The sequence below is a fragment of the Variovorax sp. V116 genome (genome assembly GCF_041154435.1).
Taxonomy (GTDB): Bacteria; Pseudomonadota; Gammaproteobacteria; order Burkholderiales; family Burkholderiaceae_C; genus Variovorax; species Variovorax paradoxus.
Genome location: NZ_AP028661.1, coordinates 2218766 through 2233622, shown reverse-complemented (window position 1 = coordinate 2233622; position 14857 = coordinate 2218766). Strand labels below are relative to the sequence as shown.

The following is a 14857-nucleotide window of genomic DNA, read 5'->3' as shown; positions in this document are numbered from 1 at the left end:
TCAGCGGCAGTGCATCACGACAGGAGCCGCTGCGACCGGACCCTCGTCGAGGACGCCGGCCTGCGCCGGCTCCTGCGCATAGAGTTCGCGCAGCAAGGCCGGCGTCACCTGCGCGGTCGGCAGGTCGAAGGCCAGCAATCCGTCGCGCAGGCCGATGATGCGCGGAAAGTGCTGCAGCGCGAGCGGCACGTCGTGCAGGGTGGCCACCAGCGTGGCCCCGCTGTCGCGCGCCCATTGCGTGAGGGTGTCCAGCGCCTGCCCGGCGCGGGCCGGGTCCAGCGCCGACAAGGGCTCGTCGACCAGCACCAGCTGCGCCTCGGACAGCAGGCCGCGCGCCAGCCCCACGCGCTGCCGCTCGCCGCCGGACAGCCGGTCCACGCGCGCGAAGAGCTTGTCCGCCATGTCGAAGCGCGCGAGCGCGGCGTCGGCCTGCGCGATGCCGGTCGGATAGAACAGGCTGCGCAGCGCCTGCCACAGCCCGATGCGCGGCAGCCGGCCCGCCAGCACCGCGGTCACCACGCGCTGGCGCGGCGGCAGCGGCGGCACCTGGGGCGCCAGGAACAGCCGGCCGCGCAGGCGCTGCAGTTCGCGCCGGGGCAGCCGCCAGGGATCGCGGCCGTCGAGCTCGATGCTGCCGGCCGCGGGCGCCAGCGCGCAGGCCATCAGGTGCAGCAGCGTCGTCTTGCCGGCGCCCGAAGGGCCGATCACCGCAGCCTGCTCGCCCGCCGCCACGTGCAGGTCCAGCGCCCGCAGCGCCGGCGGCGCCGCGGCGGGGGCCGCCGGGTGCCGGCCGGAGGCCGACCGCAGCTCGATGTTCACCAGCTTCGCTCCTGCATTGCGCCGGTCAGTTCAGCAGCCCGGCGTTGCGCGCCGCGGCCTCGATGCCCTTGTAGTTCTCGGCGCGCGTCGGCACGAAGCGCGTGGCACGCTGCAGCGCGAGGATGTCCTTGCCCTCAGGCGTGGCCGGGCTCAGCTCGATGAACGCGCGCACCAGCTGCTCGCGCCGGGCGGCCGGCATGTCGGCATGCACGGTCCAGTTGTAGTCGTAGTAGGCGGGCGTGGTGTAGAACACCCGCACCTTCGCCGGATCGACCTTCTTGTCGGCCACGAGCTTGTCCCACACCGAGATGTTGAGCGCCCCCGCGTCCACCTTGCCGGATGCGACCGCGGCCACCGTGGCATCGTGCGCGCCGGAATAGGCCACGCGCTTGAGGTCGCGGTCGGGGTCGATGCCGGCCGCCAGCAGGAAGCTGCGCGGCATCAGGTGGCCCGAGGTGCTGGACTGCGAGCCGAAGCTCAGGTTGCGGCCCTTGAGGTCGGCGAGCGAGCGGATGTCCGGATTCGTCGTGATGAACACCGAGCGGAATTTCTCGTCTTCCTCGCGCTGCACCAGCGGCACCACCTTGCCGCCCGAACGATGGCTGGCCTGCACGAAGGTGAAGCCGCCGAGCCAGGCCAGGTCGACCTGCTTGTTGGCCAGGGCCTCGACGGCGGCGGCGTAGTCGGTGACCGGCGTGAATTCGACCTTCACGCCCAGCTTGCGCTCCAGGTAGGCGGCCAGCGGCGCCGACTTGCGCGCGAGCTCGGTCGGCGATTCGTCGGGGATCGCGGTGATGCGGAAGGTTTGTTGGGCCTGCGCGGCGATGGCACCGGCCAGCAGGGCCAGCGCCAGCACGAAGCGCGGCAAGACAGCGAATTTCATGAGACTCCCGAAAAGCGAAGAACAAGGCGGGGATTAGACCGCAAGACCCCAATCACCCGCCGGGGGCCCGGCAGCTGCGGAAGCCGGCGAAGATGTCGCGGCGGTGCGGCTCGAAGAAGTTGCGGTAGCGCGCATGCGCGAGCGCCGCCGACGTGGCGTGGCAGGCGCCGCGCAGCACCCGCCGGGTGCCGAACCACGGCGCCGAGTAGTCGCGGTAGGGATGGGGCGCGAAGCCTGGGTAAGGCTCGAACGGGCTCGAGGTCCATTCCCAGACCCGGCCCCAGGCGAAGCCCGGCAGCGTGAGCGCCGCGCACTCCCATTCGGCTTCGGTCGGCAGCCGCCGCCCGGCCCAGCGGCACCAGGCCTCGGCTTCGTGCGCGTTCAGGTGGACCGCTGCGCCCTGCGGGTCGAGCGGCAGCCAGCGGCCGCCGCGCCGCTGCTGCCAGCCGGTGCCCGCCGCACGCAGATGGGCAGGGTGGCGCAGCAGCTGGCGCGCGAGCCAGTCGCGGCCCGCGTCGGACCACCACGCCGGGTGCTCGTAGCCGCCGGCTTCCACGAACGGCAGGAAGCGCGCCCAGCTCACGGCCTGCGCATCGATGCGCAGCGGCTCGATGCTCACGTCGTGGGACAGGAGCTCGTTGTCGAACGCAAAGCCGGTGCCTGCATCGGAACCCATGCGCAAGCGCTGCGCCGGCAGTTCCAGTTCGGCATCCTCTGCAAGCTGCGGCGCAACCCCGCCCTCGCGCAGCGCGATGCCCAGGCCCTCGGCCATGTAGGCCGCCGCTTCCGCATGCATGGCCTCGTGCAGGGCGACCAGGCGGAAGAAGTAGAGCGCATCGTCGTGCGCATCGGGCGGGAGCTCGTCCAGCAGGGCCAGCGTTTGCGCGAGCGTGCGTTCGAGGTAGTCGCGCGTGGCCTCGGCATCGGGCAGCGGGAGCGCCCAGCGGGTGCGGTGCGCCACGCGGCCGGAGTCGTACCAGGCATCGGCCTGCGGCAGCAGCGAAGGCTCGCGCGCGTGGTCCGGCTCGCAGGCCACGCCGCGTGCGCGCTGCCGGTTGCGGCCGATCCACCATTCCTGGAACCAGGCCACGTGGCCCAGCTCCCAGAGCGGCGGATTGAGTTCGGGCGCGTAGCCGATGCCGGGATAGGCATCCCCCAGCGCGGCCCGGAAATCGTCCGCGAGGTCGAGCGTGCGCCGCCGTGCAGCCAGCAGCGCCGCGCGCACCGATGCCGGCGGCCCCGCGCGCAGCGCGAGTGCCTCGGGCGCACCGGCCACGCTATAAACAGGCAATGTCGAATCCATCGCTTGTCATCGTAAGCCCGGCCTTGCCCGGCGCCAACAATGGCAACTGGCGCACCGCCCAGCGCTGGAAGGCCCTGCTGTCGCCCGTCTGCAGCGCGCGCGTGGTGCAGCAATGGCCCGATGCAGACGCATCGGCCGACACCGTGATGCTGGCGCTGCACGCGCGGCGCTCCGCGGAATCGATCGCGCACTGGGCCCACGCCCACCCCGGCCGCGGCCTGGGCGTGGTGCTGACCGGCACCGACCTGTACCAGGACATCGGCAGCGACCCGCAGGCGCAGCGCTCGCTGCAGCTGGCGCAGCGCCTGGTCGTGCTGCAGGCGCTGGGCGCCGAGGCCCTGCCGCCGGAGTGCCGGGCCAAGGCGCGCGTGGTGTACCAGTCGACATCCGCGCGCGCCGAGCTGCCCAAGTCCGCACGCCAACTGCGCGCGGTGATGGTCGGCCACCTGCGGCAGGTCAAGTCGCCGCAGACGCTGTTCGACGCGGCGCGCCTGCTGTGCGGGCGCGAGGACATCCGCATCGACCACATCGGCGACGCGGGCGATGCCGGGCTGGGCGAGCTTGCGCGCGCATTGGCAAGCGACTGCCCGGGCTACCGCTGGCTCGGCGCCCTGCCCCATGCGCAGACCCGCCAGCGCATCCAGCGCGCCCACGTGCTGGTGCACACCAGCGCGCTGGAAGGCGGGGCCCACGTGATCATGGAAGCGGTGCGCAGCGGCACGCCGGTGCTGGCGTCGCGCGTGCCGGGCAATGTCGGCATGCTCGGCAACGACTACGCGGGCTACTTTCCGCACGGGGATGCCGCCGCACTGGCGGCGCTGCTCGAGGCCTGCCGCGCGGGCCAGGGCTCCAAAGACCGCGCGGCCGGTCTGCTCGACAGCTTGCGCACACAATGCGCGTTGCGCGCGCCGCTGTTCGACCCCAGGGCCGAGCAGGCCGCACTGTTCCAACTCCTGAACGAACTCCAGCCACCACCACCATGAACGCTGCCCTCCCGCAAGCCCCCGCCGCCGAGCCCCGCCTCACCTCGCTGTCGCACGGCGGCGGCTGCGGCTGCAAGATCGCGCCCGGCGTGCTGTCGGAAATCCTCAAGGGCACGGCGCGCATGCCGATGCCGCCCGAGCTGCTGGTCGGCATCGAGACGGCCGACGACGCGGCCGTCTACCAGCTCAACGACGAGCAGGCGCTGATCGCCACCACCGACTTCTTCATGCCGATCGTCGACGATCCGTTCGACTTCGGCCGCATCGCGGCCACCAACGCGATCTCCGACGTGTATGCGATGGGCGGCAAGCCGATCCTGGCGCTCGCGCTGGTCGGCATGCCGATCAACGTGCTCAGCACGGCGACCATCGGGCGCATCCTCGAAGGCGGCGAATCGGTGTGCCGGGCGGCGGGCATTCCGATCGCGGGCGGCCACACCATCGATTCGGTCGAGGCCATCTACGGGCTGGTCGCGCTCGGCCTGGTCCACCCGAAGCGCGTCAAGCGCAATGCCGGCGCCAAGGCCGGCGACCTGCTGGTGCTGGGCAAGCCGCTGGGCGTGGGCATCCTGTCGGCGGCGCTCAAGAAGGAGGCACTCGACGCGGCCGGCTACCAACGCATGATCGCCACCACGACGCGGCTGAACACGCCCGGCCCCGAGCTCGCGGCGCTCGACGGCGTGCATGCGCTGACCGACGTGACGGGCTTCGGCTTGGCCGGCCATGCGCTGGAACTGGCACGCGGCGCAAAGCTGTCGCTGGAGATCGACTGGCAGCAGGTGCCCGTGCTGGAAGGCGTGCGCGGCCTGGTGCAGTCGGGACACGTCACCGGCGCATCCGGCCGCAACTGGGCCGGCTACGGCTCCGATGTGGCGCTGCCGCAGAACTTTGCCGAGGAAGAGCGCGCCCTGCTCACCGACCCGCAGACCAGCGGCGGACTGCTGGTTTCGTGCGCGCCCGAGGCGCTCGACGAGGTGCTGGCCATCTTCCGCCGGCATGGCTTCGACGACGCCGCGGTGATTGGCACTGCCAGCGCGCAAGGGAGCGCGCCGCGGCTGGTGATCCGCTGACGGGCTGCCGGGACCGCGGCTCGGGCTACCTCGCACCCAGTCGCTTCTGGATTGCGTTCATCTCATCGATCTCCTTGCGCTGCGAGCTCGAGATCTGCCCGCACAGCCTGACCAGTTCCGGGTCCTTGAGCTCGGCCTCGCGGCACATGAGGATGGCGCCCGAGTGGTGCGGCACCATCGAGGCGATGAACTGCCTGTCGCCGATCAGGCCCTGCTGCCGAGTCCCGGCCAGGGCGGCGACAAACAGGATCGCGAGCCCCGCATGGAGCGCCGCATTGAGCGCCTTGCTGCGGTACATGCCTCGCATGGTGGCGAGCATGATGATTCCCATCGGCGCGACCATGGTGAGCGCCATGTAGAACATGTTGAGGTTGTTCCGGAAGTCGCCCCAGCCGTCGATCATCGAAAACATGACCAGGTACATGACGGCGAGGCTGAGCAGCATGTTCACTGCAAACATCCCGTAGGGGTGCCCGCCTTGGTGCTGCGGGGCATGTTCGTGAGGTTCCATCGTGTTCTCTCTCTCTGCAAAGACGAGCATGGGCCCGTTGCCGTACCCTGCGCAACAAACGAAACCCGATGCTCCTTTTTTGTAAAGCTGTGCTCGCGTAGGAAAAAAGCGCATCGCCTCGTGGGAAGCTGCAAGCGGCGGCGCGGTGTTCGATGCGCCGCGCCATGGCTAAACGCGGGCATTGCTGGAGGCCACGCCGCGGCCGCTGGCCTCGCTCGCATCGCCCGAAGCACAGTCCCTTCCCGAAGAAATCTTCGCCTGAGCGGCGCGCACCGACGGCATCCCGCAAAAAACGGCCGAGCCTCTCCTAGTATTCTGGGAACGACATGAAGAACTGAGGGGCCCCGGTGGACATCTTCGAAAACGTGCTGCTCATGCTGGTCGCGGCCTGCCTGCTGCTGCAGCTTTCGCGGCGCCTTGCGCTGCCCTACCCGTCGATGCTGGCGCTGGCCGGCGTGGCGCTGGGCGCGATGCCCTGGGTGCCGCACATCAGCCTCGATCCGCACCTGGCGCTCGCGCTTTTCATCGCGCCTGCACTGCTCGACTCGGCCTTCGACACCGCGCCGCGCGAGCTGCGCCGCAACTGGCTGCCGCTGGTTTCGCTGGTGCTGGTGGCCGTGCTGCTGACCACCGCTGCGGTGGCATGGGCCGGCTGGGCATTCGCCGGCCTGCCGCTGGCCGCGGCCATCACGCTCGGCGCCATCGTCGCACCGCCCGATGCGGTGGCCGCCGCGGCGGTGATGCAGCAGTTCCGCATTCCGCGGCGCACGCTGTCGGTCATCAACGGCGAAAGCCTGCTCAATGACGCCGTCGCACTGCTGGTGTTCGGCGTGGCGGTGTCGGCCGCAGGCTCGGCGCACCTGCCGATCACCAGCTCGCTGCCGATGCTGCTGGTTGCAGTGCCGGGCGGCGCGCTGGTCGGCATCGCGTTTGCCAAGCTCAACCTGCACGTGGGCGCACCGCTCTTTGCCGGCACGCGCTCGGCCATCATCTTCCAGTTTGTCATGACCTTCGGCGCATGGATCGTGGCCGAGCGGCTGCACCTGTCGCCGATCATCTCGGTGGTCGCGTTCGGCATGACGCTGGGCCAATACGCGCCGGGCCGCAACGCACCGCGCGACCGCGTGCATTCCTACGCGGTGTGGGGCGCGGTGGTGTTCACGCTCAACGTGCTCGCGTTCTTCCTGATGGGCCTGCAGGCACGCGGCATCGTCGACCGGCTTTCGGGGCCCGCGCTTGCGCACGCGCTGCAATTCGCGGGCATCGTGCTGGCGCTGGTCATCGCCGTGCGTGTGGGCTGGGTGCTGTTCTACGGTGCGGTGATGCGCGCGGCCAAGCACCGGCTGGGCTTCAAGCCCCGGCGCATCGCGATTCCGTCGAAGCGCATCGGGCTGCTGGTGGGATGGTCGGGCATGCGTGGGCTGGTCACCATGGCCACGGCCTTCGCGCTGCCGCCCGACTTTCCGGGACGCGACCTGATCGTGCTGAGCGCGTTCGCGGTCGTGCTCGGCACGCTGGTGATCCAGGGCTTCACGATCGGGCCGCTGATCAGGGCCTTGAGGATCGCGCCCGATGCATCGCTCGAAGAAGAGATCTCGCTCGCGCGCACCGCCATGATGGATGCGGCGCTGTCTGCGCTCGAAGCCGAGAACGGCACCGAGGCCGAGGCCGTGCGCGACGAGTACCGCGCAGCGCGCGTGCTGGCGTCGGACACGGCCGAGCCGCAGGCGAAGACGGCGCACGACCGCCTGCGCGCCACGGCCATCCGCGCGCAGCGGCAGGCGCTCGACGGCCTGCGCGCGAGTGGCCGGATCGAGGACGACACCTACCACCGGCTCGAGGAGGAGATGGACTGGGCCGAGCTCAATGCGATCCCGGCCGCCGACGTGCGCCTGCAGAGCGTCTAGGCTTCTTCGTACCAGCGGTCCTTCGCCAGCATCACGCGGTGGTGCCCCTGCCCGGCCGGCATCATCGGAAAGCAGTTTTCCTGCGCGGCGACCTGCACGTCGAGGAAGAACGGGCCTTCGCTGGCCAGGCATTCGGCCAGCGCGGCTTCGAGTTCGGCCGGGTCCGACACGCGGCGTGCGCCCCAGCCGAAGGCCTTGGCCAGCGCCACGAAATCGGGCAGCGCCTCGTTCCAGCTGTGGCTCAGCCGGTTGCCGTGGTTGAGCTCCTGCCACTGCCGCACCATGCCCATGTAGCCGTTGTTGCACAGCACCAGCTTCACAGGCGCGCGGTGCTGCACCGCCGTCGACAGCTCCTGGATGTTCATGAGCACCGAGGCGTCGCCGCTCACGCAGACCGTCAGCGCATCGGGGTGGCCGATCTGCGCGCCGATGGCCGCGGGCAGCCCGTAGCCCATGGTGCCGGCGCCGCCCGAGGTGAGCCAGCGGCGCGGGCGGTCGAAGCGCAGGTATTGCGCGGCCCACATCTGGTGCTGGCCCACGTCGGTGGAGACGATCGCGTCGCGGCCCGCGATGGCGCGCTGCAGCGACGACATCAGCTGCTGCGGCAGGATGGCGTCGCCACGCTGCGCGAAGCGCAGGCACGCCTCGGCACGCCAGCGCTCGATGCGCTCCCACCAAGGCGCGAGCCGTTCGGGCGCAAGGCCTTCGGCCGGCAGCAGCGCAAGCACGGCGTCGAGGATCGCGGCGCAGTCGCCCACCATGGGCACATCGACCTTCACCACCTTGTTGATGCTGCCCGGATCAATGTCGATGTGGATCTTGCGCCCATGCGGACAGAACTCGTCGAGCTTGCCGGTCACGCGGTCGTCGAAGCGCGCACCGACGCACACCACCAGGTCGGCCTCGTGCATCGCAAGGTTGGCTTCGAGCATGCCGTGCATGCCCAGCATGCCGATGAATTTGGGGTCGGACGCGGGGAAGGCGCCGAGCCCCATCAGCGTGAGCGTGCACGGCGCATGCAGGCGCTGCACCAGCTGCGCGAAGGCCTCGCAGGCGGCCAGCCCCGAGTTGATCAGCCCGCCGCCGCCGTAGAGCACGGGCCGGCGCGCGGTCGAGAGCAGGTCGGCCGCGCGCTGCAGCATGGCCTTCGGCGGCAGCGCCGCCCTGCCCGTGCGGAGCGCGCGCAGCGGCTTTGGCGCAGTGCCATGCGCGAGGCGCGCGAGCTGGACATCCTTCGGCACGTCGAGCAGCACCGGCCCCGGCCGGCCCGAGGCGGCGATCTCCAGCGCGCGGCGCACCAGCGAAGGCACATCGTCCGCCGTGCGCACCTGCTGGTTCCACTTGGTGACGGGGCGCGACATGCCCAGCGCATCGCTCTCCTGGAAGGCCTGCGTGCCGATCACCGCGGTCGCGACCTGCCCGCTGATGCAGAGCACCGGCACTGAATCGCTCATGGCATCGAGCAGCCCCGTGATGGTGTTGCCCACGCCCGGCCCCGAGGTGACCAGCACCACGCCCACGCGCCCCGTGCTGCGCGCATAGCCCTCGGCCGCATGCACCGCGGCCTGCTCATGGCGCACCAGCACGTGGCGCAGCCGCGGCTCGCCATGCAGCGCGTCGTACAGCGGCAGCGCGGCGCCGCCCGGGTAGCCGAAGATGGTGTCGACGCCGCACTCGACCAGCGTGTCGAGCAGGGCCTCGGCGCCGTTGCGCACGCGGAAGGCGGCGCCGGGGACTTCGGGGTGGAGGGACGGGGAAGGCGTGAGGGGAAGGTCGAGCAGTCGCATGCCGTCTATTTTTCCGCTTCTGATGCAGAATTTGCTTCTTTCTTTTGGCTCTTTCGGTCCAATTCATGAAAACTCTTCGGAAAACAGCCTCCATTGAAGAAGGATCTTTCGACAAGATCGACATGGCGATCCTGCGGGTGCTGCTGCTCGATTCGCGCAAGACCCTGCAGGAGATCGGCAACGAGGTCGGCCTGTCGCCCACCAGCTGCTGGACGCGCATCAAGAAGCTCGAAGCCCATGGCGTCATCAAGCGCTACACCATCGACGTGGATCCGGCCAAGCTCGGCTACCACGATTCCGTGATCGTGCAGGTCACGCTCGAAAGCCACACCGACGAAACGCTCTACGACTTCGGCCGCGTGCTCGCGACCATTCCGGAGATCCAGGAGGCCTATCTTGTGTCGGGCGACTACGACTACTACATCCGCATTGCGGTGCGCGACACGCGCGACTACGAACGGCTGCTGCGCGAAAAGCTCTACAAGATCCCGGGCATCCGCCACAGCAAGTCGCATTTCGTGCTGCGCGTGCTCAAGGAAACCAGCGTGCCGGTGATCTGAGGGGGCTGGGCCGGCACACGAGCCAGCCGTCGATCTCGTCGATCGCATCGGCCTTGGGACCGCCCGCAAGCGCCTGCAGCCGTATCCGCGGCAGCAGGTCTTGCTTCACCTTCATTCTTCCGTCATCGAGGCGGCGATGCGCTTGGTGAGCGGATGCAAGAGGTAGACGAGCAGCGAGCGCTCTCCCGTCTTGAAGACCACCTCGACCGGCATGCCCGGCTGCAGCGAGCGCTTTCCGAGCTTCTTCAGGCCCTCTTGCGTCACGGCCACCCGCGCAAGGTAGTAGCTCGCGTTGGTCTGCGAATCGACCAGCAGGTCGCCGGAGACCGAGACCAGCCTGCCCTGCACCACGAGCTGCGGAGAATGGGCAAAATTCGAGAAGCGCACATCCACCGGTATGCCGGCGCGGACGCGGTCGATCAGGTGGGGCGGCACCCTGGTCTCGAGCAGCAAGGGCTCGTTGGCAGGAACCACGTCCATCAGTTTCTGCCCTGGCGCGACCACGCCGCCAACGGTCTGCGCCACCAGCGCCACCACCTGGCCCGAAGCGGGCGAGCGGATTTCGGTGCGGCCCAGTTCATCGCGCAAGGCAACGAACTTCTCGAAATCTCCAAGCACCTCGCGGCTGACTTCGGCCTGCTGGGTTTCCACCTCCTTGTGGTACTCCTGCTGCCGAACGATGGCGCGCTGGCGAAGCTCCGCGACCGATCGCCGCGCCCGGCCCATGTTGCCGATGAGTTCTGCGATGGAGGTGTTCGATTCCGCCACTTGCCGCTCCATCTCCAGCTGGCGATTGCGCGGGGCAAAGCCTTCGCCGACCATCTTGCGCATCTGGCCCAGTTCTTCGTCGAGGAGCGACAGCTGGGTCCGGCGGCTGCCCAACATGCTTGAATAGGCTTGGGACAGCTCCTGCTGGCCCTGGATGTTCTCTTCGATCGATTGCAGGTCGGCGCGCAAGGCGGCGCGGCGCGACCTGAGCAGGTGCTCCTGGTTGAACATCTGCTGGCGGATCAGCGGGTCCGAGGCCGCCGCCTGCAGGTCCGGATGAAAGTCGATGGTGTCCTGGCCCGCCTGTTCGGCCAGCAGCCGGCTCTGTATGGCACGAAAGCCCAGATAGCGCTGCCGCACGGTTTCGAAGCTCGCCCTGGCCGCGGCGTCGTCGAGCTTGAACAGCAACTGGCCTTCCTGGACCTGGTCGCCCTCGCCCACCCGCACCTCCTTGAGAATGCCGCCGATCTGGTGCTGGACAGCCTTGCGCTTGGTGTCGATGGCCACCTGCCCCTGGCTCGGCACGCCCTCGTCCAGCGGAGCAAAGGCAGCCCACAGCAGAAAGCCGCCGAATCCGGCAGCCAGCGCCCACGCACCGATGCGCCCTGCACGGCCGAACTCGTTTCCGAGGCCGTTGGCATCGTCCTGCGACAGACCGTTGTCCTCGGCCGGCAGGGGGTTGGAAGCGACGTCCCGCAGATTCGGTCTGGCCATTTGAAGCTCCCGGAGATGAATCGATGACAGGAGGAAAGCGCCGGCTCAAGCCGACTGCACCAGGACCGCCGTTCGCACCGGCGGCTGCGGGCGACGAAGGGATGCGAGCATGGCATCGCGCGGCCCGTCCGCGGCCAGCACGCCGTCCCGCAAGACCATGAGGCGGTCGGCAATCGAAACCGCGCCTTGGCGGTGCGTCACCAGGAACACCGTCTTTCCCTTGGCCTTCAACTGCCGTATGGCGCACACCAATGCGGCCTCCCCGGCGTCGTCGAGGTTGGCATTCGGCTCATCCAGGACGATGAGCGACGGGTCGCCATAGATCGCACGCGCGAGTCCGATGCGCTGCCTCTGCCCGCCAGACAGCAGACTGCCTGCATCGCCGATGGGGGTGTCGTAGCCTTTGGGAAAACGCAGGATCGTCTCGTGCATGCCCGCGCTGCTTGCGGCCTCGATGACCTTGCGCGAGTCGATCTCCCCGAGCCGCGCGATGTTTTCGGCGATGGTGCCGCCGAACAACTCCACGTCCTGCGGCAAATAGCCGATATGCGGCCCCAGTTCCAGGCGGTTCCAGCCGCCGATCGGCTCCCCGTCGAGCAGCACCGCGCCGGAAGACGGGCTCCAGATGCCCACCACCACCTTCGCGAGCGTCGACTTGCCCGAGCCCGAAGGGCCCAGCACCGCAACCACGGTTCCTGCGGGAACCGCAAAAGAAATACCCTGGAGGATCGGCGCCGCGCGGCCGGCGGCCCCTGCAGAGACAGCCTCCAGGCTGATGGTGCCGGTCGGCCGGCCCCGGGAAGGGGGGTGGCCGCGTTCGGGAAATTCGTCCAGCAGCCTTTCGAGACGCTGGAACGCGCTGCGGCAGGAGAAGAAGCCGCGCCATGTGCCGACCAACTGGTCGATCGGCACGAGCGCACGGCTCATCAGCACGTTCGCCGCAATCATGGCGCTTGGCGACAACTGGCCATCGATCACCAGCAGCGCGCCGGCCCCCAATGCGAGCGACTGCTGGCTGTAGCGTATGAACTTGCTCCAGCCGGCAACGCGGTTGATGAGGCCCTGCGCGAGCGCACCCTTGTCCATGGTGGCCGCATGCTGGCGATTCCAGCGCCTTTGCAGATTGGCGACCATGCCCATCGATTCGAGCACCTCGATGTTCCGGAGCTTGTCCTGCAAGTCGCCCGCCGTCTCTCCCGCGGCTTTCAGGACCTCTTCCGACGGCGCGACGGTCTGCCGCTGTCCGAACCAGGCCAGTGCGGCCTGGACCAGCGCGAACCCCAGCGCCAGGATGCCGAGCCAGGGATGAAGAAAGGAGATCACCGCAATGTAGATCGGCGTCCAGGGCGCATCGAAGAGCGCAAAGACGCCGGAGCCGGTGAGAAACTGGCGGATCTGGTTGAGGTCTGCGAACGGCCTGGACTGGCTGGACGCCGACTGGGCCAGATAAGCCAGGAAGCTTCCGTTGAACACCCGCGTGCTCAGTTGCCGGTCGAAGCGCAGGCTGGCCCGGACCAGCAGGCGCGATCGCAGCCATTCCGACAAGGCCAGCGCCATGAACAGGAGCAGCGTGATCAAGGACACCGCGAGCAATGTCAGCTCGCTTTGACTGGACAGCACGCGGTCGAATACCTGCAGCATGTAGAGGGTCGGCGCGAGCATGAGCAGGTTGGCCAGAAAGCTCAGCGACCCGACCAGCAGGAACTCCCTGCGGAACCCCCAGAGCGCGCGTGCCAGTTCGCTGCGGCTGAAGAACGAAGGCTTGTTCATGGCTGCGCGCCCGCTTCTGGCGCGACGCTCGCGGCGTTGGCCGCCTTGCGCACGCGCTCCATCGCCTGCTCGCCGGCTCGCCGCAGCGCGGCCAGCACTTCGTCGCGTGGGCCGAACCCCTGCATCGCGCCGTCGCTCAGCACCAGCATCTTGTCGGCCACGGCCAGCACGCTGGTGCGGTGCGTCATGACGACGAACGTGGTGCCGCGCGCCTTGAGTTTCAGGATGGCGGCCGTCAATGCGGCGTCACCGGCATCGTCGAGGCTCGAGTTCGGTTCGTCGAGCACCACCAGCGCGGGCTCGCCGTAAAGAGCGCGCGCCAGTGCAACCCGCTGCCGCTGGCCGCCCGACAGTGCCGTGCCTTCGCGCCCGACCGGGCTGTCATAGCCCAGCGGAAGGCTCGTGATGCCGGCATGCAGGTCGACGGCCAGCGCAGCCTCCTTGACCTTCGAAGGCCGCACCTCTCCAAAGCGCGCAATGTTCTCGGCCAAGGTGCCTTCGAGCAACTCCACGTCCTGGGGCAGATAGCCGATGTGCGGGCCGAGTTCGGCCTTGTCCCACGCGAACACGTCCGCGCCGTCCAGCCGCACCTTGCCGCTCGCGGCCGGCCAAAGGCCCACGATGAGGCGCGCCAGGGTCGTCTTCCCCGCGGCGGAGGGGCCGACAACTGCAAGCACCTCGCCAGGCAGCAGGCTGAAAGCCACGTTCTTCAAGATGGCCGGGCCGCCGCCCGGAGCGCCCGCGACAAGGCTTTCGACCTGCAGCGCGCCTCTGGGCGGCGGCAGGGCCATCGTCTGCGGCCGCGGCGCGATGGCGCTCAACAGGCTGCCCAGGCGCAGCCATGCATCGCCCGCGTGGACCACCATGCGCCATTGCGCCACCAGCTGCACCAGCGGTGCCAGGGCCCGGCCGCCCAGGATCGAGCCGACAATGATCATCCCGGCATCGCCGTTGAGCTGGTTCTTCAGCAGCAGCCAGGCCCCGAGGCCGAGCAACAGGGAACCCATGGCGACCTGCATGAACTTGCCGACGGCCTGGCAGGCCCCGGCGTTGTCCGAGGCCAGGGCTTCGCGCTGCAGGAAATCGCGCCGCTTGCCCATCCAGCGGCGATGCACGTCCCGCAGCATGCCCATCGACTCGATCACCTGCGAATTTCGCAGCGCCGCATCCGCATACTGCTGCGCCTCGATCGCGCATCGATTGGCCGCCACCAGCGGCGGACGCGTGTTCCGGTCGTTGAGCCAGCCGACGAACACCTGCAGCAGCGAGCCCACCACGGCCGACCAGCCCAGCACGGGGCTGATGGCGAACATCAGCCCCATGAAGACCAGAGCCACCGGCGCTTCCATCAGCGCCAGCAGCGGCGGTGAATACAGGAATTCGCGCAAGGTGCGAAGGTCGTTGAGCGGCTGCACGGTGCCGCCCGGCAAGCGCTTGAGGCCGGCTTCGAAGATGGCGGCGAAGACGCGATTGCGCAGCCTCTGATCGAGCTTCTGCCCAGCCCGGTACATCACCTCGGCGCGCGCCCAGTCGAGCACTTCCATCAGGCCGTAGGCGGCCAGGACCAGCAGCGTCAGCATGGCCAGCGTGAGCGTGCTGCGGCTGTTCACGACCCGCCCGTACACCTCGAGCATGTACGCGCTAGGCGCCAGCAGGAGAAGGCCCGAGCACACGCTGAACCAGGCCGCCCGCACGAAGCAGGCGTTGAGCGCTGTCACCGCCCCGCGCAGTTCGCCAGACTTTTCCTGAGGTTTCATGGCACCTCGCAGATTCGACAATCGA

The 14857-nt window shown here is 69.1% G+C and carries 13 protein-coding genes; 4 read left to right on the top strand and 9 right to left on the bottom strand.

What is annotated here, in order from left to right; all coding sequences use genetic code 11:
• From ACAM58_RS10530 to senA, 3 genes are read right to left on the bottom strand one after another with little or no spacing between them, the layout of a single operon-like run.
• Nucleotides 1-819 carry a phosphonate ABC transporter ATP-binding protein gene (locus ACAM58_RS10530; RefSeq protein WP_018902834.1) on the bottom strand — a complete coding sequence of 273 codons (819 nt, stop codon included), beginning with the start codon at nucleotides 817-819 and terminating at the stop codon, nucleotides 1-3.
• 25 nt (nucleotides 820-844) lie between these two features.
• On the bottom strand, nucleotides 845-1702 hold the full coding sequence (locus tag ACAM58_RS10525; RefSeq protein WP_012747185.1) for a putative selenate ABC transporter substrate-binding protein: 858 nt from the start codon (nucleotides 1700-1702) through the stop codon (nucleotides 845-847).
• Between the two features lie 52 nt (nucleotides 1703-1754).
• Nucleotides 1755-3005 (bottom strand): selenoneine synthase SenA, encoded by a 1251-nt coding sequence (gene senA, locus ACAM58_RS10520; protein ID WP_062361878.1) that lies wholly within the window; start codon nucleotides 3003-3005, stop codon nucleotides 1755-1757.
• Between senA and senB the strand changes: the two genes are divergently transcribed.
• On the top strand, nucleotides 2993-3988 hold the full coding sequence (gene senB, locus ACAM58_RS10515) for a selenosugar synthase SenB (RefSeq protein WP_080642484.1): 996 nt from the start codon (nucleotides 2993-2995) through the stop codon (nucleotides 3986-3988). The genes senA and senB overlap by 13 nt on opposite strands.
• The gene (gene senC, locus ACAM58_RS10510; protein WP_012747182.1) at nucleotides 3985-5058 is read left to right on the top strand and encodes a selenophosphate synthetase SenC; all 1074 of its coding nucleotides are present in this window, start codon (nucleotides 3985-3987) and stop codon (nucleotides 5056-5058) included. The genes senB and senC overlap by 4 nt, the downstream gene beginning before the upstream one ends.
• Nucleotides 5059-5083: 25 nt before the next feature.
• On the opposite strand, the gene ACAM58_RS10505 is transcribed toward senC, so the two are convergent.
• Nucleotides 5084-5599 (bottom strand): DUF305 domain-containing protein, encoded by a 516-nt coding sequence (locus ACAM58_RS10505; protein WP_018902837.1) that lies wholly within the window; start codon nucleotides 5597-5599, stop codon nucleotides 5084-5086.
• Between the two features lie 317 nt (nucleotides 5600-5916).
• On the opposite strand from ACAM58_RS10505, the gene ACAM58_RS10500 reads away from it, so the two are divergent.
• The gene (locus ACAM58_RS10500; RefSeq protein ID WP_018902838.1) at nucleotides 5917-7476 is read left to right on the top strand and encodes a sodium:proton antiporter; all 1560 of its coding nucleotides are present in this window, start codon (nucleotides 5917-5919) and stop codon (nucleotides 7474-7476) included.
• Here ACAM58_RS10500 and ilvB read toward each other — a convergent pair.
• Complete coding sequence (gene ilvB / locus ACAM58_RS10495; RefSeq protein ID WP_062361886.1) at nucleotides 7473-9263, bottom strand: biosynthetic-type acetolactate synthase large subunit; 1791 nt, start codon at nucleotides 9261-9263, stop codon at nucleotides 7473-7475. The genes ACAM58_RS10500 and ilvB overlap by 4 nt on opposite strands.
• A gap of 65 nt (nucleotides 9264-9328) precedes the next feature.
• Here ilvB and ACAM58_RS10490 point away from each other — a divergent pair, with 65 nt between their 5' ends.
• On the top strand, nucleotides 9329-9823 hold the full coding sequence (locus ACAM58_RS10490; protein ID WP_196230422.1) for an Lrp/AsnC family transcriptional regulator: 495 nt from the start codon (nucleotides 9329-9331) through the stop codon (nucleotides 9821-9823).
• On the opposite strand, the gene ACAM58_RS10485 is transcribed toward ACAM58_RS10490, so the two are convergent.
• The 4 genes from ACAM58_RS10485 to ACAM58_RS10470 are packed head-to-tail and all read right to left on the bottom strand — an operon-like array spanning nucleotide 9795 to nucleotide 14832.
• The gene (locus tag ACAM58_RS10485; protein WP_018902840.1) at nucleotides 9795-9938 is read right to left on the bottom strand and encodes a hypothetical protein; all 144 of its coding nucleotides are present in this window, start codon (nucleotides 9936-9938) and stop codon (nucleotides 9795-9797) included. The two genes, ACAM58_RS10490 and ACAM58_RS10485, sit on opposite strands and share 29 nt — an antisense overlap.
• Nucleotides 9935-11305 (bottom strand): HlyD family type I secretion periplasmic adaptor subunit, encoded by a 1371-nt coding sequence (locus ACAM58_RS10480; protein ID WP_018902841.1) that lies wholly within the window; start codon nucleotides 11303-11305, stop codon nucleotides 9935-9937. The genes ACAM58_RS10485 and ACAM58_RS10480 overlap by 4 nt, the downstream gene beginning before the upstream one ends.
• A 45-nt stretch (nucleotides 11306-11350) precedes the next feature.
• On the bottom strand, nucleotides 11351-13075 hold the full coding sequence (locus ACAM58_RS10475; protein WP_018902842.1) for a type I secretion system permease/ATPase: 1725 nt from the start codon (nucleotides 13073-13075) through the stop codon (nucleotides 11351-11353).
• A complete protein-coding gene (locus ACAM58_RS10470; protein ID WP_038106472.1) occupies nucleotides 13072-14832 on the bottom strand; it encodes a type I secretion system permease/ATPase in 1761 nt (586 codons plus the stop codon). The genes ACAM58_RS10475 and ACAM58_RS10470 overlap by 4 nt, the downstream gene beginning before the upstream one ends.
• Between the last annotated feature and the right edge of the window lie 25 nt (nucleotides 14833-14857).